19 protein-coding genes are annotated in these 26204 nt (G+C 41.4%); 16 read left to right on the forward strand and 3 right to left on the reverse strand.

The window, feature by feature from the left end:
- Nucleotides 1–91: 91 nt before the first annotated feature.
- Nucleotides 92–1321 carry a phosphotransferase enzyme family protein gene (locus ACJV45_RS04220; RefSeq protein WP_419397721.1) on the forward strand — a complete coding sequence of 410 codons (1230 nt, stop codon included), beginning with the start codon at nt 92–94 and terminating at the stop codon, nt 1319–1321.
- 105 nt (nt 1322–1426) lie between these two features.
- Complete coding sequence (locus ACJV45_RS04225; RefSeq protein ID WP_419397722.1) at nt 1427–2221, forward strand: isoprenyl transferase; 795 nt, start codon at nt 1427–1429, stop codon at nt 2219–2221.
- Nucleotides 2222–2253: 32 nt separating this feature from the next.
- On the opposite strand, the gene ACJV45_RS04230 is transcribed toward ACJV45_RS04225, so the two are convergent.
- Nucleotides 2254–2643 (reverse strand): MTH1187 family thiamine-binding protein, encoded by a 390-nt coding sequence (locus ACJV45_RS04230; protein ID WP_419397723.1) that lies wholly within the window; start codon nt 2641–2643, stop codon nt 2254–2256.
- 170 nt (nt 2644–2813) lie between these two features.
- Between ACJV45_RS04230 and ACJV45_RS04235 the strand changes: the two genes are divergently transcribed.
- The 13 genes from ACJV45_RS04235 (at nt 2814) to ACJV45_RS04295 (ending at nt 19643) form a co-directional block, all read left to right on the forward strand.
- On the forward strand, nt 2814–4334 hold the full coding sequence (locus tag ACJV45_RS04235; RefSeq protein ID WP_009993551.1) for a glycine--tRNA ligase: 1521 nt from the start codon (nt 2814–2816) through the stop codon (nt 4332–4334).
- Between the two features lie 69 nt (nt 4335–4403).
- Entirely contained in the window at nt 4404–5558 is a 1155-nt protein-coding gene (gene dusB, locus ACJV45_RS04240) for a tRNA dihydrouridine synthase DusB (protein ID WP_020761717.1), read from the forward strand.
- 226 nt (nt 5559–5784) lie between these two features.
- A complete protein-coding gene (gene ftsZ / locus ACJV45_RS04245; RefSeq protein WP_419397724.1) occupies nt 5785–6987 on the forward strand; it encodes a cell division protein FtsZ in 1203 nt (400 codons plus the stop codon).
- A 24-nt stretch (nt 6988–7011) separates the two neighbouring features.
- On the forward strand, nt 7012–7479 hold the full coding sequence (locus ACJV45_RS04250; protein WP_004115637.1) for a cell division protein SepF: 468 nt from the start codon (nt 7012–7014) through the stop codon (nt 7477–7479).
- A gap of 185 nt (nt 7480–7664) precedes the next feature.
- Nucleotides 7665–7961 (forward strand): YggT family protein, encoded by a 297-nt coding sequence (locus tag ACJV45_RS04255; RefSeq protein WP_004124829.1) that lies wholly within the window; start codon nt 7665–7667, stop codon nt 7959–7961.
- 173 nt (nt 7962–8134) lie between these two features.
- A complete protein-coding gene (locus tag ACJV45_RS04260) occupies nt 8135–9451 on the forward strand; it encodes a DivIVA domain-containing protein (RefSeq protein WP_004116826.1) in 1317 nt (438 codons plus the stop codon).
- A 48-nt stretch (nt 9452–9499) separates the two neighbouring features.
- Nucleotides 9500–9994, forward strand: coding sequence for a signal peptidase II (locus ACJV45_RS04265; RefSeq protein ID WP_419397725.1), 495 nt, complete (start codon nt 9500–9502; stop codon nt 9992–9994).
- Nucleotides 9987–10919 carry an RluA family pseudouridine synthase gene (locus tag ACJV45_RS04270; RefSeq protein ID WP_419397726.1) on the forward strand — a complete coding sequence of 311 codons (933 nt, stop codon included), beginning with the start codon at nt 9987–9989 and terminating at the stop codon, nt 10917–10919. Before ACJV45_RS04265 ends, ACJV45_RS04270 begins: the two co-directional genes overlap by 8 nt.
- Nucleotides 10920–10971: 52 nt before the next feature.
- The gene (dnaE, locus tag ACJV45_RS04275; RefSeq protein WP_410312287.1) at nt 10972–14523 is read left to right on the forward strand and encodes a DNA polymerase III subunit alpha; all 3552 of its coding nucleotides are present in this window, start codon (nt 10972–10974) and stop codon (nt 14521–14523) included.
- Nucleotides 14524–14584: 61 nt separating this feature from the next.
- A complete protein-coding gene (locus ACJV45_RS04280; protein ID WP_004122155.1) occupies nt 14585–15280 on the forward strand; it encodes a hypothetical protein in 696 nt (231 codons plus the stop codon).
- 154 nt (nt 15281–15434) lie between these two features.
- A complete protein-coding gene (glnA, locus tag ACJV45_RS04285; RefSeq protein WP_004122153.1) occupies nt 15435–16772 on the forward strand; it encodes a type I glutamate--ammonia ligase in 1338 nt (445 codons plus the stop codon).
- Between the two features lie 400 nt (nt 16773–17172).
- Nucleotides 17173–18129: a nucleoside hydrolase gene (locus tag ACJV45_RS04290; protein ID WP_004122149.1), complete on the forward strand. Its 957-nt coding sequence runs from the start codon at nt 17173–17175 to the stop codon at nt 18127–18129.
- 110 nt (nt 18130–18239) lie between these two features.
- Nucleotides 18240–19643: an MFS transporter gene (locus ACJV45_RS04295; protein ID WP_016827368.1), complete on the forward strand. Its 1404-nt coding sequence runs from the start codon at nt 18240–18242 to the stop codon at nt 19641–19643.
- Between the two features lie 99 nt (nt 19644–19742).
- On the opposite strand, the gene hrpA is transcribed toward ACJV45_RS04295, so the two are convergent.
- Together hrpA and ACJV45_RS04305 are read right to left on the reverse strand one after the other, a co-directional pair.
- On the reverse strand, nt 19743–23816 hold the full coding sequence (gene hrpA, locus ACJV45_RS04300; protein ID WP_419397727.1) for an ATP-dependent RNA helicase HrpA: 4074 nt from the start codon (nt 23814–23816) through the stop codon (nt 19743–19745).
- Nucleotides 23817–23844: 28 nt separating this feature from the next.
- Entirely contained in the window at nt 23845–24546 is a 702-nt protein-coding gene (locus ACJV45_RS04305) for a class I SAM-dependent methyltransferase (RefSeq protein WP_419397728.1), read from the reverse strand.
- 169 nt (nt 24547–24715) lie between these two features.
- Here ACJV45_RS04305 and hflX point away from each other — a divergent pair, with 169 nt between their 5' ends.
- Nucleotides 24716–26185, forward strand: a complete 1470-nt coding sequence (gene hflX, locus ACJV45_RS04310; RefSeq protein WP_042904282.1) for a GTPase HflX — start codon at nt 24716–24718, stop codon at nt 26183–26185.
- Nucleotides 26186–26204 lie beyond the last annotated feature (19 nt).

Below are 26204 nucleotides of genomic sequence, written 5' to 3' on the forward strand. Positions count from 1 at the left end.
GCATGAGCTAGTTGGCGTCAAATAATTCTGCAAAAAAATGCGTGAAAAACAATGAACCTGTAGTTAAATATTTGTGTAAATTGGAGCGAATATGGAAAACGAAAGCAACGACCCTCAGCTAGATATTGTTGCTCAAAGATGGGCAAATGTTGATTTAGATGAGGCAAATACTGTGTGCTCGCTTTTAGAGGAGCCGCTAGAAGTAGATTGCGTTTTAAGCCATAGTTTGCGCCCGATGGCTGCAGGTTCATTGCTTCGCGCGCATTACAAAGATAATGCATCAAAGCAATCTAAAAGTTTGGACGTTTATATTAAAAGATGCAGCACAAAAGTGAGGCAAGCTAGCACAATCAGACCGTATCATCGTTTTGCTGAACATCTTTTAAAAAACAGAATAAGCACGCCAAAATACTTGTATTTTAACAAAAATAGCGAGTCTTTAGGTTTAGAAAAGAATACTGCTGGCGATACTTGTGGCGATATTTACGTAGACGGCACTCTTCTTGTAATAGGCGATTGCGCTTACGAAGTGACTTTAAAAGCTAGCGGGGAAGACCGATACAAAGACGCGTACACTTGGGATCCGCCTAAAACGCGTGAAGAAGCCAAAAATCTTGGAGCAATGATGGCAAAAATCGCCTTAGCTTCGCAAAGTTTTGACGAGCCAAATCCTAAGGAAATCAACGCTTTTCAATCAAGATTTAGTCTTTGTGCAAGCGAAGACGTGCAAAATGATGCAGAAGTTTGGTTAAAAAATAGACCCGATTTAGCGAAATTCTTAAAAGAACAGAATCGTGATTTTGTAAAAGATTTAAGCGAATTTGCTCCAACATGCAAAAAAATTTACGATTTAGGGTACGCGAATCTAAAAAAGCAGTGGACTCATGGAGATCCGCATATATCTAATTTTATGTGGGAAGGTAGTGCTCCAAGCGCAGTATTTGACTTTGGAATGGCGTATAAAAACACAGCAATCTACGATTTAACAATGACTTTGGAACGCAACACAATTCAATGGGTAGATATTGCGAATGGCAAAAAAGATTCATTTAGAACGGATTTAGTTAAGTCAATTTTGCAAGGATATTCTAGCGTTCGACCATTAACAGATGTTGAAAAAGAGTTGCTACCACTTGTTTTATCTGTAAGTCAAATCGAACAATGCGTAGAATTTGTAGACTATTACTTAAAGTCAAATGGATCTTATGACTTTAAAATTTGGGGTTATGATACTGGATTCTTAGAGCACGCTAGATGGTACAAATCTAGTTACGGAGAGCAATATTTAAACGCTTTAATAGAGATTTTGCGAGAAATATAATTATAGAGGATTTTGGTGGATTTTTTTACTTGATTTTGCATGCTTTTATTTAGCTTTGCAAAACGGGTTTAAGCATTCGTTCAATGGGGTTGTTAGATTTTAACTATGAGTTTTGAAAACGTTGATTACACTTCGTTAAGTATTCCAGCGGCTCCATTTAGTGATCCTAGCCGTGTGCCAGATTTTCCTAAAGGCAAAGTTCCTCGCCATGTAGGCGTGATTATGGACGGCAATGGGCGTTGGGCTAAAGAGCGCGGAATGATTCGCACCGAAGGGCATAAAGCGGCGGAACCAGTGGTTTTTGACACTATTGCAGGAGCCATAGAAGCAGGTGTTCGCTACTTGAGCTTGTACACGTTTTCTACAGAAAATTGGAAGAGGTCTCCTCAAGAAGTGCATTTTTTGATGGGATTTTCTAGAGATATTATTCACCGCAGAGTTGCGCAAATGAACGAGTGGGGAGTGCGCGTGCGTTGGGCTGGAAGACGGCCAAAATTGTGGAAGTCTGTTATTGACGAGTTGGAAAAAGCTCAAGAAATCACAAAAAATAACACTACGATTGACGTTGTTTTTTGCTTAAATTATGGCGGTCGTGCGGAAATCGCAGATGCTTGCGCGGCAATTGCTAGGGAAGTTAAAAGCGGCAAAATTAAGGGCGATCGCATTAGCGAGAAGATGATTGCGGAACACTTGTATAATCCAGATATTCCAGATTGCGATCTTGTGATTCGCACTTCGGGAGAGCAGCGCACAAGCAACTTTTTGCCTTGGCAAGCATCTTATGCAGAGCTTGATTTTGTGCCAGAACTCTTCCCAGATTATGGTCGCGAAGCGTTGTGGAGGTCAATTGACCGTTATGCGCATCGCGACCGCAGGTTTGGTGGCGTAAAAAACGCTTAAAAACGCTTAAAAACGCTTGAGTTTACTTAAGTTTACTTGTTTTCGCGTTCTTCAAGAATCTTGTCTACAAGAGCAGATTTTGCGTCTATTTGGCCGCTAAAACCAGGGCGAATGTCTAGTTTTAATATAACGCCTGTGCGATAGCCTTTTTCTACAAGAACCATAGTCGCGTCTTTTACAACGCGCATAACGTCGTCGAATTCGCCTTCGATGTTTGTAAACATTGCGTTTGTTTCGTTTTTTAAGCCCGAATCACGAATCACTTTAACGCAATCTGCTACGTATTCGCTAAGTTCTTCGCCAACTCCGCTAGGAGCAATGCACAATGCTGCAACTGTATTAGTTTTGTGGCAATTCTTGTTATCGCAAGTATCGCAAGTATCGCAGTTATCGCAAGTATTGTTATCAGTGTTTTCGCTCATTTCAAATCCTCTCAAAGTGAAAAATATGTGTTGCAAAATTATGCTTACACTTTATTGTATTCGTTTAGCTTATATATGATGCTTATATATGTTGCTTTAGCGTCACAGGGTTTTTCTATAATAAACACCGTTTTCACCCAAATTTTCTAGATTTACGAAAAAGGTGTATTGTGGCTGTTTCAAAGCTTGATGAAGTCGTATCCTTGGCTAAGCGTCGAGGATTTGTGTTCCCAGCTGGCGAGATTTATGGTGGTACGCGTTCTGCTTGGGATTATGGTCCTTTGGGCGTTGCGTTAAAAGACAATATTAAGCGCGAATGGTGGCGTTATATGGTCACTACGCGTGGCGATGTTGTTGGAGTGGATACTTCTGTTATTTTGCCTTCCCAAGTTTGGGTTGCGTCTGGTCACGTTTCTGTGTTCAATGATCCTTTGATTGAGTGCTTGAATTGCCATAAGCGTCATCGTGCAGATAAGCTCGAAGAATCTTATGCAGAAAAGCACGGCGACAAAATGCCAGAAAATGGCTTGAAAGACATTGCTTGCCCAGATTGCGGCACTCGCGGAAACTGGACGGAGCCTCGCGATTTCAACATGATGCTTCGCACGCATTTGGGTCCTGTAGAAGACGAAAACAGCTTGCATTATTTGCGACCAGAAACAGCTCAAGGCATTTTCGTTGACTTTAAAAACGTTATGACTGCTACACGCCAAAAGCCACCATTTGGCATTGCGAATATTGGTAAGTCTTTCCGTAATGAAATCACTCCTGGAAACTTCATCTTCCGCACTCGCGAGTTTGAGCAGATGGAAATGGAGTTCTTCGTAGAGCCTGGAACAGACGAAGCTTGGCATCAATATTGGATTGATACACGCGTAAATTGGTATGTCGATTTGGGCGTAAAGCCTGAAAATTTGCGTATGTATGAGCATCCTAAAGAGAAGTTAAGCCATTATTCCAAGCGTACTGTAGATATTGAATACAAATTCGGCTTCCAAGGATCGGATTGGGGAGAGCTTGAAGGTATTGCAAACCGTACCGACTACGATTTGTCTGCTCACGCTAAGCATTCTGGCGAGGATTTGAGCTACTTCAATCAGGCTACTGGCGAAAAGTATGTGCCTTACGTTATTGAGCCTGCTGCTGGCCTTACGCGTTCGCTTATGGCATTCTTGGTTGATGCTTACGACGTTGACGAAGCTCCAAACACTAAGGGCGGAGTTGATAAGCGTACTGTTCTTAGACTTGACCCTCGCTTGGCTCCTGTTAAGGCTGCTGTTTTGCCATTGAGCAAGAAGCCAGAATTGCAAGCTGTTGCTCAAGATCTGGCTGCAGATCTTCGCCAGCATGATTGGGTTATTGATTATGATGAGTCTGGTGCTATTGGTCGCCGCTACCGTCGTGAGGACGAAATTGGTACTCCTTTGTGCGTAACAGTTGATTTTGATACTTTGGAAGATCATGCTGTAACAATCCGCGAGCGCGACACTATGCAACAAGAGCGCGTTTCCTTAGACAAGGTTGCGGATTACGTAGCAAGCCGCATTAACGAAAAGCGTGTTAAGTATCCGCAAGGTCCTGTAGAGATTGTTGGTACTCGCGCTGCAGACGGTGGTGTGGATGTTTCTAAAGAAAACGGTGTTGATGAATCGCAGCCTGTAAAGATTGCTCAGGCTGGCGGATTGTATTAATACGCGTATAGTGAAAAATCGCTAATAAACAAAAACAAAATATATTAAAGTGAATGGAGTTAAAGCAATATGGATTTTTCTATTAAACCAGTAGATTTAGGGAAAATTCATATTGCAACTCCTGTTGTTTTATCTCCAATGGCTGGTATTACTAACTGGCCTTTTCGAGTGATTTGCCGCGAATATGGTCCGGACGGGCTTTACGTAGCAGAAATGATTACAGCTCGCGCATTAGTTGCAAGGAATCCTAAAGCCCTGCGTTTATGCCGTTTTGCGCCTAACGAAAAAGTGCGTTCTTTGCAACTTTACGGAGTAGATCCTTCTATTGTAGAGCTTGCTGCTCGAATTGTTGTTGATGAGAACATGGCGGATCACGTTGACTTAAACTTTGGATGCCCAGTTCCTAAAGTTACAAGGCGCGGCGGCGGTTCTGCTCTTCCTTGGAAAACAGATTTGCTTCAAGAGATTTTGCATCGCGTTGTTTCTGTTTGTGATCCAGCAGGAATTCCTGTTACAGCTAAATTCCGCGTTGGTATTGACGAAAATCACGAGACTTTTATGCAAGCTGGTCATATTGCGCAAGAAGAAGGATGTGCTGCTGTAACTTTGCACGCGCGTACCACTGCAGAATATTATGGTGGTCATTCTGATTGGAGCCGTATTGCTGAGCTTGTAGATGCTTTGGATATTCCTGTTTTTGGTAATGGCGATATTTGGGGTGCGGATGACGCTCTAGCAATGTTTAAAGAAACAGGATGCGCAGGCGTTGCTATTGGCCGCGGATGCCAGGGGCGTCCTTGGATTTTTGCAGATATTCGTTCTGCTTGCAATGGAAGCAATGAGCGCGTTAATCCAAGTCTTGGGCAAGTTTGCAAGGTGATTTTAAGACATCTGGAGCTTTTAGTCGAGTTTTATGATGGCGATGAGCGAATGGCTGTTCATGACTTGCGCAAGCATATTGCTTGGTATTTGAAGGGTTTCCCTGTTGGAGGTGGAACTCGTAAGAGTTTTATGGAATGTGAGTCTATTGAGGATGTTCAGCGTAATATTGATGCTTTAGATTCTTCGCTAAAGCTTCCTGAACAAGTTTTAGACACGCCGCGTGGGCGAGTTCGTTTTGCGAAAAAAGTTCATTTGCCATATGGGTGGTTGGATTCTCGAATAACATCTCATAGTGAGCGTGAGGAGTTGTTTGGCGATGATCCAATGGATGCAAGTTACTAGGTTTTACTAGTGTTTTCTAGGGTTTTTGAGTATACAAAACATAATATAAACTATTGCTTAATATTTTAAACTTTTGTTAATAAAACGCATTAATGATTTGCGTATAGCACGGTGTATTATCGAATCGGTGACATTTTTTCAGTTTTTATTCATAAAACGCCGCCATTATCGAGCGTTTTGCGCTAAAGTAATGCGTAAACGTGCGTGTGAGTGACAGGAGACAACGGTGAGCGAGATTGCCCAGACTGACAATTTCAACGACAAAACCATAATCAAGGTAGTCGGCGTCGGTGGAGCCGGTGGTAACGCCGTCAACCGAATGATCACCGAGGGTTTGCAGAACGTAGAATTTGTGGCTATTAACACTGATGCCAAGGATTTGTTGCGTTCTGATGCTGACGTGAAGATTTCATTATCTGACGCTTCGAGTCGAGGATTAGGAGCAGGTGCTGACCCAGAAAAAGGCGCTAAGGCTGCTCAAGATCATCAATCTGACATTGAAGAAGCATTAAAGGGCGCCGATATGGTGTTCGTAACTTGCGGAGAAGGCGGTGGAACTGGTACGGGTGCAAGCCCTATTGTTGCCCGCGCTGCACACCAGCAAGGTGCTTTGACAATCGCAGTAGTTACGCGTCCATTCGGTTTTGAAGGACCTCAGCGTGCTGCATCAGCAAAACTTGGTATTGAGAATCTTCGTAAAGAAGTCGACGCTTTGATTGTGATTCCAAACGATCGTTTGTTGGAAATTTCAGATCGAACCATCGGAATTATTGAAGCTTTTAAGACTGCAGATACCGCATTGCTTGCAGGCGTTCAGGGTATTACAGATTTGATTACCATGAATTCTTATATTCATGTTGATTTCTCTGATGTTACCGCTGTTCTTCGCGGTGCAGGAACTGCGCTATTTGGTATTGGTGCAGCGAAGGGTGAAGACAGAGCTACGCAAGCTGCAGAAATTGCTATTAGCTCTCCATTGCTTGAAGAAAGCATTGAAGGTGCTCATGGTGCTTTGATCAATATTGCTGGTCCAAGTGATTTGAAGCTTCAAGAAGCAAGTGCTGCAACAGAGCTTGTTCGTAAGGCAATACATCCAGAAGCGCAGATTATTTGGGGTCTTTCTTTGGACGATTCTTATGGAGACGAGGTTCGTGTTACTGTTATTGCAGCTGGTTTCGATTCTCATCCTAAGTCTGAAGACAGCAAAGCAGGTGCTTTCGTAGATATGCAGGCAGGAGTCGATCCTGTGGCTCCAGCTCATTCCACTACTACTGCTCCTTCTAAGCCTGTGGACACTGTTAAAACCGCGGAACCTGTTTCTTCTATGTTTGATTCTGTTGATTCAGTTAAGCAATATCAAACACAGGCTACTCAAGTGAAGCCTCAAGACGAACCAGACGAGCTGGATATTCCTGATTTTCTGCGTTAAGCATAACTAGGGGAGGGCATCTTAATGGCTGGTTTTATGAAGAACATGATGTCTTATGTAGGCATGAGTGATGTTCAGGACGACGATGATTTCGCTGATTCTCAGACACAAGATACTTCGTTTGACAACGACCACAGCGTTGCTCCTATGAGCCTTCATAATAGTGATGCTGCACAATCTGGTAATGGTGCTTCTACTCGATCTAATGCAGGTCGTATGAGTCGCATTACTACGATTCATCCAAAATCTTATGAGGATGCGCAATTAGTTGGAAGAGCTTTAAGAGATGGAACACCAGTAGTCTTGAATCTTACTGGTGTTAGCGAATCCGTTGCATATCGCATAGTTGATTTTTCTGCTGGCGTTGTGTTTGGTGTTCGCGGATCTATAGAAAGAGTAACTCCTAGAGTCTTCCTTTTAAGCCCTTCTCAAGTAAATATAAAAGTTGAAGATGCTCCTAATGGCGGATCTGCTCGCGACTTATTCTCCTAAAGCTAAATAACATGAGACTAGTCGCCAGCGACCGAACATTAGATTGCTACGCTTAGCTTGTATTTAAGGCAGATATCTTTTAGGTATCTGCCTTAAATTTATACTTATCCTGTACTTATATTTTGGTTTACGATTAACTTAGCTATTGTGTAAAATTATTGAAAATAGTTTAAAGGAAAAGCTTAATGGATTTTGTAATACGCTTAATACTAATTTTGAATATTTTCATAAATGCTTATCTAGTAATACTGTTTATTCGCGCAGTTTTAGATTGGATTCCGTTTATATTCCATTCTTTTAAACCAAATGCGATTTTGCAAAAATTCACTCAAATCATATATTTTATGACAGAACCACTTTTAAGATTTGCGCGAAAATTTATACCACCAGCAAGATTAGGTAGCATAAGTTTAGACGTGAGTTTTATGGTAGTGTACTTTTTGTTACTAGTTTTACAAATGTTTTTGAATATGCTTTACTGATGCTTATTAATCACAATTTTTAATGAAGCGACACGATAGTTATTAATTTAGAAAAATATTGGTAGATTTCGTAAAAAAATAATCGCTTTTTACACAATTTTTTCTATAGACGTGATAGCATCGAATAGATATATCAAAAGGGCTGCGCGCCCAAAAGTGAGGTGTAATGCATTATGGCTCTGTTAACGCCTAAAGACATTCGCGAGCATACCTTCCAAATCGTTCGATTCAAGGGAGGCTATGATGTTGACGAAGTTGATGACTTTTTGGATCAGGTTACAGAAACAATAGAAGCGCTTGGTCAGCAGGCAGTGCAGGGGCTTGGAGCTTCCACGCAGTCTCTTGGCGCCGATGTTGCTAGCTTGAACAATAAGATTTCTGATTTGACAAAGCAAGTTGAATCTTTAACAAAAGAAAATAATGATTTACGTGAAGCATCCAGCAGTGCAAACAAGAATGACAATGATCTTGCAGCAAAGCTTAAGGAAGCTGAAGAAAATAATCGTGCATTGAGCGAGCAGAATCAGCAGCTCAAAGAACAGCTGGATGGTTTAGGTGCTCAAGTAGATCAGCTCACCGCACAGGCTGCAAATGCTGATAATGCTAAGGCAGACGCTGATAAGAAAGTTCATGAAGAGCTTGAAAACGTTACTCGCGAACGCGATGACTTTAGAGCAAGTAGCGAGAACTTGGGCCGCGAATTGGAAGAAGTCCGTCAACAGCTTGTTGTAACACAGCAGGAAAACGCTAAGGTTCAGGATTTGTCTCGTCAACTTGAAGAATCTCATAAGCGCGAAGAGCAGCTTCGTGAGCAGGTTGCTAAGATGGAGCCAAGCACGGAAACAGGTAGCTTGCAGAAGATTGCAGGTGCTGGTGCAGAAGTGGGCGGTTCTGAGCCAGAACGCGCTACAGCAATGTTGACTCTTGCAATGCAATTGCACGATCAGTATGTAGATAAGGGCAAGGCTAAGGCAAATCAGATAGTCGAAGAAAGCCAAGCTCGATATAACGAGATCGTTACTAAGGCAGACGATTATTCTAATCGTACTCGTAGCGAAGCTGATGAATACAATAAGCAGACTCGTGGAGATGCGGATGATTACTCCGTTCGTACTCGTAGCGACGCAGACGCTTATGCAGCTCGCGCTCACAACGAGGCAGATGCTTATTCTGGTAAGGTTCGTCAGGCTGCTGATGATTATTCTAAGCAAACTCACGATCAGGCTGATCAATATGAGTCTGAAGTTCAGCATAGAGCAGCGGATTACGATTCCACTACTCGCACTGCTGCAGATGCTTACGCTCGCCAGGTGCGTGAGAACCTTGAAAAGCAGACTAAGGTTATTGAAGGAAACATTCAAAGCCTCAAGCAGTTTGAAACTGAGTATCGCACTCGCTTGACCGACTTCCTTGGTCAACTTGTTGCTCAAGTTTCCGATGAGAACACCTACAGTTCTATGGAAAATCAGGATCAACAGGATCAAAAGTAGTTATACTAAATCCAGTTAGATTGGAAAAATACATTGACGCATTGTGATATGCGTGTAGAACGGCTGCGTAATCGCGCAGCCGTTTTTGCACTGATTGCTTTTATTGGCGTGGTTTTAGACCGCATAACCAAAGTTTGGGCATTAGCAGCGCTTAGTGGTGGAAAAAACATTGAGATTCTTCCACACTTGCTCTCTTTTACTCTTGTTAGGAATCCTGGAGCATCTTTTGGCTTAGGCTCTTCTTTTACTTGGATTATTAGCGTGTTAGCTTGCGTTGCATGCGCTGCTATGACTGCTGTTATTAAGCACACAAAATCCTTATATTGGACTATTGCGCTTGCTTTAGCTTTTGCTGGAGCTTTTGGAAATCTTATTGATAGAGCGCAATATGCTCAAGGCTTTTTGAACGGAAAAGTCGTAGATTTTATAAACTACGGATGGTCCGTTGGAAATGTTGCAGATATTGAGCTTATGTTTGCAGGAATTGCAGTTATATGCCTCATTTTGATTGGGATTCCTCTTATAGAGCGCGCTGATGAGTGATATTCGTTTTACAGTTACTAGTCAATTTGCTGGATGCAGGTTCGACGTATGCTTGTCGAACCTTATGGGAGTATCGCGTGCAAACGCAATATCGCTAATCGATAGTGGCAAAGCAAAAATCTTAGATAAAAAATCACAAAAATCCTCAACTTTGCAAGATGGAGATGTGATTGTTATAAATCAAGAGGAAGTTGAGGATCAAAAAGAAAAGTCAACTAGCAAATCCACTATATGCGATATTCCAATAGTTTATAACGATGAAGACATTGTTGTAGTAGATAAGCCTGTTGGAGTCGCAGCGCATTCAGCAAAAGGCTGGGATGGCCCAACAGTGCCAGAATGTCTAGAAGCAAGCGGTGTTGAAATAAAAACAACCGTGTGCGATGAATCACGAAAAGGAATCGTAAGCAGATTAGACGTTGGAACAAGCGGATTAATGCTAGTTTGCAAAACAGATTTTGCGTATGAAGAAATGAAAAAACAGTTTGCAAATCATAGTGTAAAGAAAATATATCACGCTTTAGTCCAAGGAAATCTTACACAAAATAAAGCTACAATTGATGCACCAATTGGGCGAGCAAAAGTTTCAGATTTTCGTTTTACAATAACTAAATCAGGCAAGCCTGCAATTACGCATTGGGATGTTATAGAACGTTTTAAAGGAGCGACTTTAGTAAAAGTCAATCTGGAAACTGGCAGAACGCATCAAATTCGTGTGCATTTTTCGTCAATCGGACATCCAGTAGTGGGCGATCCTATGTATGGTGCGAATCCTCAATTAAGTGAAAAATTAGGACTTTCTAGACAGTGGCTTCATGCAATGAGTCTAAAATTTAAGCATCCTCGAACGGGAGAATTTATTAAAGTTGAATCGAAGTATCCGTTAGATTTGCAACACGCTTTACACGCCATACAAGAATTGTAAAAGTAGCGTTATTTAGTAAAACAGGTCATATTGCATCTATAGAATAGCCACTATGGCTAGGTTGGAAACAAACTTCGTACACTTACATAATCACACACATTATTCGCTTTTGGATGGTGCTTCGAAGATACCAGACCTAGTTGCACGTGCAAAAGAATTAGGTATGCCAGCTGTGGCTATTACAGACCACGGAAATATGCATGGTGCATACGAAATGTGGAGTACTGCTGTAAAAGCTGGTATTAAGCCGATTATTGGCATTGAAGCTTATGTGACTCCTGAAACAGCCAGACAAGACAAGAGCAGAGTGCATTGGGGAACTGAAGAGCAAAGAAGCGACGATGTTTCTGGTGGCGGTTTAATTACTCACATGACTATGTGGGCTGAAAATGATGCAGGCTTAACAAATCTACTCAAAGCGTCTTCTATAGCCAATTTAGAAGGTCGCGTAATGCGATACCCTCGAATGGATAAAGATGTATTGTCAAGGTATTCTAAAGGGGTTATAGCGTCTTCTGGATGCCCATCTGGAATTATCCAAACCCGTCTGCGCTTAGGTCAATTTGATGAGGCTTTACGCGCTGCAGGCGAGTTTCAGGATATTTTTGGGCGCGATAATTTCTTCATAGAATTAATGAATCATGGGCTTTCTATCGAAACGCGCGTTACTAAAGATTTGCTTGAGATTGCGAAGCGTCTTAATGCCCCTCTTCTTGCCACAAACGATTTGCATTACGTGCATGAAGAAGATCGCGAAGCGCAAGATGCAATGCTCTGCATTAATTCTGGATCACGTTTAGATGATCCAGACCGTTTTAAGTTTGATGGATCTGGATACTATTTAAAATCTGCTGAGCAGATGCGTGAATTGTTTAAAGAGTTTCCAGAGGCTTGTGACAATACGCTAGAAATTGCCCGTCGTTGTAACGTTATGTTCGACGATGGTGAAGATGGCGCTTTTATGCCGCAATTTGATTGCCCAGAAGGTTGGGATGAGACTTCACTATTCCTTAAAAAAGTTGAAGAAGGATTAGAGCGTAGATATAACAACAATGTTCCTATGGAAGTCTTAAAACAAGCAGACTACGAGTGTGGTGTTATATGCCAAATGCAGTTCTGCGGATACTTCCTAGTTGTTGCAGACTACATAAATTGGGCAAAAGCACATGGTGTTATGGTTGGTCCTGGACGTGGATCTGCAGCAGGCGCAATGGTTGCGTATGCTATGGGAATTACTGAGCTTGACCCAATGAAGCACGGTCTAATTTTTGAACGATTCCTAAACCCAGAGCGAGTATCTTTACCAGATATTGATGTTGACTTTGACCCAGATGGTAGAGCCAAAGTTTTGGAATACGTTGGTGAAAAATACGGAAGAGATAAAGTAGCTCAATGCGTGATTTATGGAACGATTAAAACAAAGCAAGCATTGAAGGATTCGGCTCGAATAATGGGCTACGAGTTTTCTGTTGGAGAAAAAATTACAAAAATTTTGCCTCCTCCAAAAAACGGAAAAGATATGAGTTTCCACGATATTTTTGATGAAAAATCAAAGAGATACGCGGAGGCGCGCGAGTTTCGCGAAATGTATGACACTGATCCAGATACGAAGCGAATTACCGAAGAGGCAAAAGGTATTGAAGGCTTGATTCGCCAAACTGGTGTTCACGCTTGCGCGACGATCATGGGCTCGGAGCCTATTACCGATACTTCGCCTCTTTTGGAGCGTACCGATGGAACAATAACAACAACGTTCGAGTATCATACTTGCGAAACGTTGGGCTTAGTGAAAATGGACTTTTTGGGTCTTTCCAACTTAACAGTTATTAGGGATACGCTTAAAAATGTTGAGCATAATGGTAAAGAGCCTATTGACTATACTAAAATTCCGCTTGACGATAAGGAAACATATCAGCTTCTTGCTAGAGGAGACACTTTAGGAGTTTTCCAGCTTGATTCCGACGGTATGCGTGCTCTTCTGCGCACACTTAAGCCAGATAACTTTAACGATATTTCGGCTTTGATTGCACTTTATAGACCAGGCCCTATGGATATGGATTCTCACACTAATTACGCCAAGCGTAAGAATGGTTTGCAAAAGATTACACCTATTCATCCAGAAGTTGCTGAGCCGCTAAAAGATGTTCTTGGTGAAACATATGGTTTGATTGTTTACCAGGAGCAGGTGCAGTCAGCTGCTCGTATTTTAGCTGGGTATAGCCTTGGTAAAGCAGATGTTTTGCGTCGAGCAATGGGTAAAAAGAAGCCAGAAGTGTTGGCTAAAGAGAAAATCCCGTTCTTTAAAGGCATGAAAGAACATGGTTATTCAGAAGAAGCTGCACAAGCTGTGTGGGATGTTCTGGTTCCTTTCTCTGGTTACGCGTTTAACAAGGCTCATTCAGCCGCATACGGTTTGATTTCTTATTGGACTGCGTATTTGAAAACGCATTATCCTGTGGAGTTTATGGCTGCATTATTGCAGAACGAGCGCACGAATAAGGATAAGACAGCGCTTTACTTGGGTGAAGCACGACGCATGGGTATTCGTGTTTTGCAGCCAGATATTAACGAGTCTGTTCTTGAATATTCTGCAGTTGGAGATGTAGTTCGTTTTGGACTTGGAGCTGTTAGGAATGTTGGTGATAAAGCCGTTAACGATATTATTAGCGAAAGGGAAAGCGAGCGCGGAAAGTTTGTTGATTTTAAGGACTTTGTAAACCGTGTATCTTTTGCTGCTTTGAATCGTAGACTTGTTGAATCTCTTATTAAATCTGGTGCTTTCGATTCAATTAATCCTTGTAGAAGAGCTATTTTTGAAATTTGTGGACCACTAATTGACTCTGTTATTTCTATTAAGCGCAGACAGGCAGGTGGTCAGTTTGATCTTTTTTCTGATCTTGATGATTCCGATAGTGATCTTGGAGATGCTCAAATCAACATTCCGGATGTTGAAGAATGGGATAAAAAAACGAAGCTAAACTTTGAGCGAGAAATGCTTGGGCTTTACGTTTCGGATCATCCTTTGAGTGGTCTTTCTGCTGTGTTGGCTGGTCTTAGGGAAATGTCGATTGCTCAGCTTTTAAATCGCGCTAAAACTATGGGCGAAAATCAGCAGGTAACTCTTGCAGGCCTTGTGACTAATGTAGACAGGCGAGTGTCTAAAAAAGGTAATGCTTGGGCGATTGTAACTATTGAAGACATGGAAAGTTCAATACAATGCATGTTCTTTGGTAAGGTCTATGAGTCATCTGCTGCAGAACTTGCGATTGATCAAGTTGTGAGAATTAGGGGACAGGTAGAGGTTCGAGACGAAACAGTATCTTTAAGAGCAACTGAGTTTGAAGTTCCAAGCTTAGAGGCGGAAGATGCTCAGCCTGTTACAATTGTTCTTCCTTTGCAAGCATTGGAAAAGTCGCGTATAAAAGAGCTTGAAAATATTGTTACAAGACATCCTGGTTGTTGTGAAATGAATCTTGCTTTGATTGATTCTAGAGGATGCGCAAAAGTATTATCCTTTGGAGATAGATTTAGAGTTAAACGAGATACGTCACTTTTTGCAGAGATCAAAATATTGTTTGGTCCTAATTGTTTGCCAAGCGCGTAGATTATGCTTAAAGTATTTTTAAGTGGCGTTAACTAGCTGTTTAATAAGTTAGGGGTACAAAATGTGTGCAGATCATGAAGGTTTGAGTGAAGATAGTAGCGACAAAAACTTTGCGAATAATGGGAAAAATTCTAATAATTCTTCTAATTCCAAAGAGTCGAAAGAGGTTCGCACATCTTTTACTGATAAAGAGCTTGAAGATGCGTTACTTGGATTTGAAAAAGAATTTAGCGAAGAACAAAAACATGATTCTGTCGATGATGTTGTAAATAAGATTGAACAAGCAAACTTTGAAGAAGATTTGGAAGGTTTGTTGGGCAAAAAAGCCAAGTGTGCTCTGTTTCTAACTGTTATGGAACCAGGGGAGCTTCTTGCTGCTTTTTGTAAAATGGCTGGTATTAGAGCTAAATGTTTTAGTGATGAGAACGGTGGAGTCGCCGTTTTATGCGATTTAGACGAGGATAATCCAGAAAAATCTGTTAAGCGGTTCACAGACTATTTTCGCGGTATTCCAGCGATTTTAATGGTGAATCGAGCTAATAAAATTGATGCAAAAGTCTACGAATATAAAAAAGAAGTACAGGATGCTATTCCTCCTATGGTTCTTACGATGTCTGCCAGATGTGTAGAAGATCTTATGATTTGTTATGCGACAGTTGAAGATCTTAAAGAGTCTGGGATTGAGGTTACTTATACGGATGATTTAAGCGATGAGCAAGCTAAAGAGATTTTTTATAAATATGGCAAAAAAATGTGAGCCTAATCTTGCAAATACGCTAAATTAAAAGTAAGTAAATTCATTGCTATATTTCTAAATAAAAACTAAATATAAGAGATAATATAGTCATTGCGTTTTGCTCTAAAAACATGTTGAAAAATATAAGACTTGAATACTGATTGGACTGTAGATTATGGATAGACAACAAGAGTTCGCTTTGCGTACGGTTGAAGAGCGTGATGTCCGTTTTATTAGACTATGGTTCACGGATGTTCTTGGAACTCTTAAATCGGTTGCTATTGCTCCAGCAGAGCTTGAAGCTGCGTTTGAAGAGGGTATTGGCTTTGACGGGTCTGCGATTGAAGGCATGACTCGTGTTTTAGAAGACGATATGATTGTTAAGCCAGATCCTTCGACTTTCCAACTTTTGCCATGGCATGGTGGTCCAGAAGGTACGGCACGCATGTTTTGTGACGTTTTAACGCCAGACGGCGAGCCGTCTCTTGGCGACCCTCGTCATGTTCTTAAGACTGCGCTCGCAAAAGCTAAAGAAAAAGGCTTTACTTTTTACGTTCATCCAGAAATTGAGTTTTACTTATTTGAAGCGCAAGACGATTGGTCTAAAGCTCCTGTTCCTATTGATGAAGGTGGGTATTTCGACCACGTTCCAAGAAGTTCGGCAATGGACTTTCGTCGTAGTGCTGTGAGCATGCTTGAACAGATGGGCATTTCTGTTGAGTATTCTCATCACGAAGGCGGTCCTGGTCAAAACGAGATTGACTTAAGATATGCAGACGCTCTTACTACTGCAGATAATATTATGACTTTCCGCACTGTTGTTAAGGAGATTTCTCTTGAGCGCGGAATGTATGCGAGCTTTATGCCTAAGCCTTTAACGGATCAGCCTGGTTCTGGTATGCACACGCATTTAAGCTTGTTTGAAGGAGATTCCAACGCTTTCTACGAGGCTGGGCAAGAGTTTAATATGTCGCTTATTGCGCGCCAATTTGCGGCTGGCATTTTGCATCATGCTGCGGAAATTTGCGCTGTTACTGACCAGTATGTGAACTCTTATAAGCGATTGTGGGGTGGAGCTGAGGCTCCTAGCTATGTTTGCTGGGGTCATAGTAACCGTTCTGCGCTTTTGCGTGTGCCTCAATATAAGCCAGGCAAAGGTAATTCTTGCCGTATGGAGTTTCGTGCTTTGGATCCTGTGGCAAATCCTTATCTTGCGTACTCTGTTTTGTTGGCTGCTGGTTTAGATGGTATTGAAAAGCAGATGATTTTGTGTGAGCCTACGAGCGACGACGTTTGGGAGCTTACGGATGCTGAACGTCAGGCTATGGGTATTCAGCCTCTTCCTGAGTCTTTGGATGAAGCTTTGAAGATTATGGAGAAGTCTGATTTTGTGGCTAGCGTACTTGGTGAGCATGCTTTTGAGTATTTCTTGCGTAATAAGCATCAGGAATGGGAAGAGTATCGCCGTCAGGTCACTCCTTTTGAATTGCAGAAGTATTTGCCTAGACTTTAGTTTTCTTTTGTATTGCTTTCGCGCGTGTCAAATCTAAATTTTTGAATATTTTTTGAATATTTTTCAAATGTTATTATTTGTGATTGTTGACACGCGTTTTAATTTTTTGTATTCAGATGTTTAGTTTGTGGCGAAGCTCACAGCCATAATCTAAACATATGTTTATATATATTAACGTGTGTTGAAAATTATAACATTTTATAACAAAATTCGTGAATATTAACAATTAAAGCAACATTATGTCTTCTTGCTTCTATTTAAATATGCCATTGCTTTTCGAGATTATAATAATAAAATTTTTAAATTGGTGATACTTAAATATCAAATTAGATATTCATCTACACCCATGATTTACAACGACTGTAAGCCATGCCTAAATATAAGAAGGAAGGTAACTCAAGTGAAGAAGCTGATTCTTGATCTTGATACTGGTGTTGACGATACTCTCGCTATATCTTATGCTCTTGGAAGCCCTGAAATGGAGCTTATTGGCATAACTGGAACGTATGGCAATGTTTTAATGGAGCAAGGTGTTCGTAACGCGCTTGCAATCACAGATTTACTTGGGCATCCAGAAGTAAAAGTCTATAAAGGTCTTTCACACGCAAGCACAAAAGATTCGTTTGAAGTTCTTCCAATATCTGCTTTTATTCATGGTGACAATGGAATTGGCGATGTTGAAATTCCAGATTCTCCTCGCAAAGCAGAAGATGAATCCGCTGTTGATTTCATTATTGATTCTGTAAAGAAATATGGCAAGGATTTGGTGTATGTTCCAACCGGTCCAATGACCAATATTGCTGCTGCGCTGAAGAAGGCTCCAGAAATCAAAGATGAAATCGGAAAGATTGTTTTGATGGGTGGAGCGCTCACCATTCATGGAAACGTAAACGCTTGGACTGAGGCGAATATTTCCCAAGATCCAGATGCTGCAAATATTCTATTCCGTTCTGGTGCTCCAGTGACGATGATTGGTTTGGATGTTACATTACAGACCTTGCTTACTTACAAGGAAACAAAGCAATGGCGTGATCTTAACACCAAGGCTGGTAAGTTCCTTGCAGATATGACTGATTTTTACATCAAAGCTTATGAAACCACTGCTCCACACCTTGGTGGATGTGGTTTGCATGATCCTTTGGCTGTTGCTGTTGCAGTTGATCCAACGCTTGTTACAACGCTTCCAATTAACATGCAAGTTGATGTGGAAGGTCCAACTCGCGGTCGTACCATCGGTGATGTTACGCGCTTGAATGATCCTGTTAAAACCATGCAGGTGGCTGTTGGTGTAGACGTGCCAAGATTCTTGAACGAATTTATGACTCGTATCTCTGGTTTGGCAAAAATAGCTGGCTGAGATCATATTGTTTGCGTTGTGCAACATTTTGCGACCTTTTACGCTTCTTGTTGCACAACATTCTTTATACGTAAATGTAAAAATTAAAAATATTTATTGATCGGATTATTATGACTGAAATTGCAAAATCTACTGCGGTAGATCCATACGAGGATCCAAAAACCCGCGACAAAGTGGCGATTTACTCGCTGATTTTGTTGCTTATAACCTTTATTCTTGGAACATTATGTTTGCAGGGCTTTAATCTTGTATTCGACCAGATTGGCAAGGCTGTTGGTGCTCCTGATCAAGCTTCGCTTATTACAAGCTTGCCAATTATTGTTCTAGGTATCGTGTGCTTTATATACGGTTCTCTAGGTGACTTTGTTTCTCTTCGCAGACTTATAACAATAGGTCTTGTAACACTGTTTGTTGGTTCCTTGTTTGGTTTTATTGCAAACTTCTTCTTTACTCCAAATTTGTGGACTGTTATCATTGCTCGCATTATGCAAACTGCTGGTGAACAGGTAGCAGGTTCTTCCTTCCTTGTTATTGCAACTAAGTATTTGCGCAATGATTTGAAAGTTATTTTCTTTGGACTCTTTACTGCCGCATATCAGCTTTCTGCTTCTATCGGCGTATTTGCTGCTGGTCTTTTAAGCTCTATCGCTTGGCAATATTTGTTCCTTATTCCTGCAGTAACCATTCTATTCCTGCCAGTACTTGTTAAATGCTTACCAACTAAGAATGGTATTGGTGGAAAGATTGATAAACTAGGCTTTACTATATTCGGTATTGCTGTGACATTGTTAACTTTGTTCTTCTCTTACAAAGCTTGGGGATTGCTACTTGGATCCATCGTGCTGTTTGTTGTATTCGCTGGATACATTATGAAGGCAAAGAACCCGTTCGTGACTCCTGCATTCTTTAAGAATAAGCGTTGGCTTTCGGGCATTGTTTTGATATTCATCTTCTACTTTACAAACTACTGCATGCCTCCAATCTACAATGTGATTGGCGGTGCTTTATACAAGATGAATACTTCTCAGGTTTCTTCTTACCTTGTATGGGCATTCGTTGTAGCAGCAGTGTTTGGCACTTGCTCTGGAACAATTATTGGTTTCATTGGACGTAAAGCTGGCATTATTACAGCCGCCGTTCTTATGATTCTTGGATGGGTTGGTGCTGCTGTATTCATCAATTCTGGGTTCCTAACATTAACACTGTGCGCATGCGTTTACTACGCTGGGTGCGGACTTATGTATTCGCCAATCGTTTCTACTGTTCTTAGTGCATTGCCTGTTGAAGAGTCTGGCCGTGGCTGCGGTATGAACGATTTGGTTATGAATGTTACAGCTTCTATTGGTATTTCTATTTTCAGCGGATTCTTTGCTGGAAATCTGTTCAAAGGATTCTCCTTTGCAAATATTCAAGGATTAGCTGCAGGATACTCAAACTTGCTTATGATGGGCGCTATTGTAGCCTTCATAGGTTTGGTGGTTTACATAGTTCGTAGCGTTATGGTTAAAGAGTAATTAATATTTACTCAATATTAGTGGTCACTATCTTGCAGTCATCTTTGGCTGCGTAGTTAGTGGCCACTTTTTTGTAGTCTTATGTTGCGCATTTTTACGCTAACATAGTTTTTTCATGCGTTGAATACTAATCGGGTATGCTGTTCCAAGTTCTTGTGCCCAAAGAGAAACGTAGAATTCTTCGCACATCCACTTTAGTTTTTGTGCTTTTTCTTGAGCCTCATCTCGATTCATTCCGGCTGGTAAGTCGTCAGCCTTCTTTTGAGCGTCTAGCACAAGCTTATGAGCTTCATCTGCTTGCCAAGCCCATCGTACATCTCGATCCTTATTTGTTTTAGCTTTATCAAGTCGAATTAAATCAGCATGCAAGTAGCGTTCTATTGAACTAAGCGCGCTAGAATCTGCTTTTGCAATAAATCCAGGAAAAACAAGTGAGGCTGCGTGTTCTTTAATGGATTGAAGAACACTAAGCATTGGCAAGTCGGCTTTGCCGCCAACAGCAGTGCTAACTTTAGCAAAACGCTTCAAAATAGCAATCACATCGTGCGCAATACTATAAACCGTGTCTTCGTATACTTCGTCAATATTGGCAACAGCTTCCTTAAGTTCAACATCGTTAGTAATTTTTTGTGTATCTGGTATAAGTCGCTTAATAGCTGCCATTTGCAAATCTTGAGACAAATCTTTAGAAGACTTATAAGGTGCAGAAGCAAGTATCAGAGCTTCACTTCCAAGCCATCTAGATGTAATACGTTTATCATCTAAAATAAGCATATTAAGAGCGCCTTGCCAAACCATTTGAGATCTAGAAAGATTAGTTGCACCAGACTTATGTAACAAATCTGCTCGCTCAACAACATTTCCAGCTTCTGCAGCTTTAATTGCTTTTCGGTTAACAACAGTTCTCGCAGACTCTTGAGCTGATTTTGCAAAGCGATGCTGAAGATTTATTAACGACTTATCGGTTCCTAAAATAGTAGGCTTAATACGCCTGTTGTTCTGATTATGTGAATTGTTTTGATTAGGTTTGTTTGTATTAGATTTCTTTTGCTCAACGCTAAAAGTTATGCGCAAATAAGGAGATAGCCGTTGCAACTGTTCATCGCTTAAAACTTCTGGATGGATTTGTGCTCCAACAACTTGAATCGCAGCTTTAGTAAAGACTTCGCTAAAATCTTGCCAAATAAAATCTTCTTGTGGATTTTCGTTTATTCCTGGAAGATAGTCATAATTGTCATCTATCCACTCACGGATTTTACGAGCAGTATCTGGAGCTGGAACGAATTGTACTCGCAAAGTCTTAGGAAGAGACTTAATCATGCCAATAATAAGCTCGTCTAATAAGCCTGGCACATTCCAAGTAAACTCTTGAGGCTTAAGTCGCAAAAGCGCATGAAGTGGAACGTGCACAGTTACACCATCTAAAGGATTATGCGGATCATAAATGTAGCTTAAACGCAAGTTGATTTTCTGACCGTCTGTTCCAATCGTATGCCAAGTATCGGGGTAGTCTGCCAAATCAGTGTCATTTGTGTATTGCAAGCGCTCAACATCGTCTGGGCTAAAATCAAGAAAATGCGGGTCTTGAAGCCTGTAATTTTTCCACCATTTAGCTAAATCTGCAATGGTTGTAGCTTCTTGAGGAAGTTTATCATCGTAGAAAGTAAACAAATCCTCGTCGTTTACAGTTTCGCTTGCCTGTCTAGTGCGATTTGTTTGATTATCGGCATCGTTTAAAACGTTAATATTTGAGGATATAAAATCGTTGAATGGAAAACGTTGCTGAACATTTCCTTCTACTAAGCCTTGACGAATCATCAACATTCGAGATTCATATGGGTTGATTTTAGACCATTGAACAGTGCGATTTTGCACAATAGGCAAGCCGTACAAAAGCACCTTCGATTGGGCGATTGCCGCACCTTTGCTTGCACTCCAATGAGCATCTGAATATGTTACGCGAGTAAGATTCTTAGCTAAAGACTCTGCCCAAGCAGGGTCGATTTGCGCGCAATACCTTGCCCAAAGTCTAGAAGTTTCAACTAATTCCGTACACATAATCCAAGAAGGAGTTGTTTTAGAAACAGATGAAGCTGGAAAGATTGCAAACCTTGTGCTTCTAGCACCCTGATAATCGTTTTTTGCCATTTTTTGAGCGCGCTTAATAGCGCGAATTTTGGCTGTTCCGCGAAGACCTGCAAAATCCGAAGCCTTAGGCTCGCGAATAACTTGCATGCCAATCATAGAAAGCAAGCCAGAAAGCATAGAAGCGTGGATTCCTTGGTAATCCCAAGTGCAGCAAAGACTGTGAGCAGCTTGCTGATTATTTGGTAATTGGCGGATTTGCAAAGGTGCGCGTTTAAGTGGTAATGCTTCGCCAACATTATAATGAAGTTCTTTGCATAAATCTTTAAGCTGATTAACTAAATCTTTCCACTGTTTTAGGCGTAAAAAGTGGAAAAATTCCTCTTTGCAAAGTCGCCTTAGCGCGTTATTGCTTATTTCGCCATCCGCTTGGAATATGCGATCCCAAATATTCAATGCCGTTAAAAAGTCACTTAACTCGTCTGCATAACGATTGTGTAATCTATCTGCTTCATCGCGTTTATCTTCCGGACGTTCGCGCGGATCTTGCAAACTCAAAAACGCCACAATTACCAGCACAGCAGCAAGAGTATTAGGAGTGGTTTTACGCGCAGCTTCAATAATCATGCGTCCAAGGCGAATGTCAATCGGTAGTTTAGAAAGCTCGCGTCCAATATGAGTTAAAGTGATGAAGCCTGATTTTCTGCTTATTGCACCAAGTTCACTAAGCTCGTTAAAGCCGTCGCTTACAGCCTTAATATCTGGAGGATCAATGAATCCAAAATTCGTTATATCTTCGCCAGTTTTAGCAACACCAACAGAGAGCATGTGTAAAACAACAGCGCCAAGTGAAGTGCGTAAAATCTCAGGGTCGGTAAAGCGCGGGCGAGTTTCGTAATCTTCCCTAGAATACAAGCGAATAGCGATGCCATCTGCAATTCGCCCACAACGACCAGAGCGCTGATCTGCACTTGCTTGAGAAATAGGTTCTATAGGAAGACGCTGAACTTTAGCAGACTTAGAATATCGCGAAATTCTAGCAAAACCAGGGTCTACAACGTAGCGGATATCAGGCACTGTAAGAGAAGTTTCTGCAACATTAGTGGCTATTACAATCCGCTGATGAGTGTGATGTTCAAAAACGCGATGCTGGTCTTTAGAAGAAAGACGTGCAAAAAGTGGAACAATCTCAATGGCGTCACTACGATTCATGTCGCTTGCACGCGCACCAAAATAAGAACGCAACGATGCTTCAAACTCGCGAATATAGCGCTCGCCAGAAGCAAAAACCATAATATCGCGCGCGCCCTGAGTATGGTTTGAATGAATCACAAGTTGAGCACATGCGCGAGTTACAGCAGAAGAAATGTCTTCGTCGCAAATATCGCCGCTTTCCGAAAGACTTTGGCTTTGCGCAACGCTTTCATCATCCATAGCAATATCGGCAAAACCTGGAACGTGCCTCATAAGTGAAGGCGCGCTTCCAAGCGGTTCATAAAGTACGCGCACGGGGTATGTTCGCCCCGAAACCTCTATAACAGGAACTTTAATGTGCAAAGCCTGCTCAAAATGGTCTTTAAATTTTGCAGAATCGATTGTCGCAGAAGTGATAATAAGTTTTAAGTCTTTGCGCTTTGGCAAAAGGGTTGTTAAATATCCAAGCAAAAAATCAATATTTAGGCTACGCTCGTGAGCTTCATCGATAATAATAGTGTCGTAGCGTGTAAGAAGTGGGTCGCGCTGAATTTGAGCGAGTAGAATACCGTCCGTAACTATGCGAAGCTTTGTTTTAGATGAGCTTTCGTCGTTAAAACGCACCTGGTAGCCGATTTCTTCGCCAAGCTTAACACCCATTTCGCTTGCGATTCGCTCGGCAACTGTGCGTGCAGCAAGTCGGCGAGGTTGTGTGTGAACAATTTGCTTTCCGCGACCACCTCTGCCAAGTTCCAAAGCCATTTTTGGGATTTGAGTGGTTTTGCCAGAACCAGTTTGACCAGATACGATTATAACCTGCGACTCTTTAATGGCTTCAATAATCTCGTCGTGTGCAGCACAAATCGGCAGTTCACTAGGATAGTCAAAGTTCATATTTAATCCTGTTAAATCTTGCTAAATCCTATTTTCTTAAGACTTCTATAATCCTGTATCCCTTAGAGCTTGCGTATTTTTCAACGCTAAAATCTTCCCCAAGATTTTTAGAAAGCCAAGGGATTAAGGAATCGGAGCCAAGATTTTTTTGAACAACCAAATAAGCAGTTCCACCAACTTTTAGGCGAGGAAGCCATGTGAGCAAAATATTGTGCAAAATGTCTTTTCCAACGCGGATTGGAGGATTAGACCAAATAAGATCAATGTCTTTTAGCTCATCTTCTTTTAATGCATCTTCTACAAGATAAGTGTGAATGTTATTTAATCCAGCATTCTTGGCATTAATATCAGTAAGTTCTAGAGCGCGTTCATTAACATCTACAGCATAAATTTGCGCATTAGGGGATTCAAAACCTAAAGCCAAACTAATAGCACCCCATCCGCAACCGATATCGAAAAATCGCCCATTTTCTGGAGGCTGTGGAGCATGCTTAAGAAGAACTGCAGTTCCTAAATCAAGTTTAGAAGAGCTAAAAACTCCGTTAGAAACTTGCACGCTAACCTCGTGACCGCGCAAATCAACATGCAAAGTTCGTCTTAAGTCTAAAGAATTTGGGTTAGCGGAAAAATACTGTTCGCCGCCAGTTTTAGCTTCTTTAGTATTTTTGTTTGTTTTAGTAGCATTAATGCTGCTCGTCTTTTTAGTTTTATTAAAAGTGTTAATAGCCATTTTAGTGTTGCGTTAAAAATTATGTCTTCTAGATTCACAATAATAAAACAAACGTTGTAAATCGTGTATTAACAGGGGATTTAGCGTAAGTAGTTAAAGCAAAATAGCAAAGGGCATAGTTTTGGTAGATACTTTAGCAAACAGCAATTTGGTGAGTGGTGATAATAGTATGCCTGAGCATAAAAATGAGCATAAAGACGTTCTTTCAGGACATTCCGAAGTACTACTAGATTCCACAAACACTGGATCAAGCCTAGAAAGTAACGATGAAGCTTGGCAAGAGCGCGAATCAAGAAACGCCTTAAAACGAGTTGCTGGCCTTGGAGAATTACAAGACGTAACCGAAGTAGAATACAGAAAACTAAGACTAGAACGCGTTGTTTTAGTAGGAGTATGGTCTAGCGCTCGCGGAACTTTAAGTCAAGCAGAAGAGTCTCTTAGAGAGCTTGCGGCGCTTGCTAAAACAGCTGGCGCAGTAGTGTGCGACGGCATGTTGCAGCAAAGATATAGGCCAGATGCAGCAACGTATGTTGGTTCTGGAAAAGCGCGTGAACTTGCGGCGGTTGTGGCGCAAAATGATGCGGATACGATTGTGGTAGACGACGATCTTCCACCAAGCCAGAGAAGAGCTTTGGAAGATGCCACTAAAGTCAAAGTTGTAGACAGAACGGCTGTTATCCTAGACATTTTCGCTCAGCATGCAACAAGCAGGGAAGGAAAGGCACAAGTCGAGCTTGCTCAGCTTCAATACATGCTTCCGCGACTTAGAGGTTGGGGTGCTGCTCTTTCTAGGCAGGCTGGCGGTCGCGCTGCAGGAGACGCAGGAATAGGCTCTAGAGGTCCTGGCGAAACAAAAATCGAAATGGATAGGCGCGCAATTAGGAATCGAATTTCAAAATTGCGTCACGACATTGAGCAAATGGCACCAACTCGAGAAACAAAGCGTGGCTCTAGGCGTCGCCAAGATATTCCAACTGTTGCAGTAGTAGGGTATACAAATGCTGGAAAATCTTCGATTATAAATAGGCTTACAGGATCTAAAGAACTTGTAGAAAACGCGCTTTTTGCAACTTTGGATACTGCTGTCCGAAAGTCTTTAACTAAAGATGGTCGCGCTTATACGCTTGTAGACACGGTTGGCTTCGTTAGAAGGCTGCCTACTCAGCTAGTAGAAGCGTTTAAATCAACTTTGGAAGAAGTTGGTAATGCAGATGTAATTTTGCACGTAGTTGACGGTTCTCACCCAGACCCTGTTTCTCAAATTGAGGCAGTTAACGAGGTTTTAGCTCAAATTGACGGTGTGGAAGATATTGTGCAAATTATTGCTTTTAATAAGTCGGATGTTATGCAAGAACCAATGCGTTTACGCTTGCAATCATTGTATCCTGATTCTTTAATTGTGTCTGCTGCAAGTGGAACAAATATTGACCGTTTAAGAACGCGTATAGAAAATTTGTTACCTTCACCACATGTTCATGTTAAAGTTACATTGCCTTATAGCGATTATTCTGGATCTTTGCTATCTAGAGTTAGGGAAAATGGCATTGTAAAATCGGCGGAATATAAGGATTCTGGCGTAGAATTAGATGCTTTTGTTGGCGATTCCTTGGCTGCAAAACTTATGCAAATTGCACTTTAAACAAAATTCCGGTGGTGTG

Source organism: Gardnerella lacydonensis, assembly GCF_048545055.1.
Taxonomy (GTDB): Bacteria; Actinomycetota; Actinomycetes; order Actinomycetales; family Bifidobacteriaceae; genus Bifidobacterium; species Bifidobacterium vaginale_C.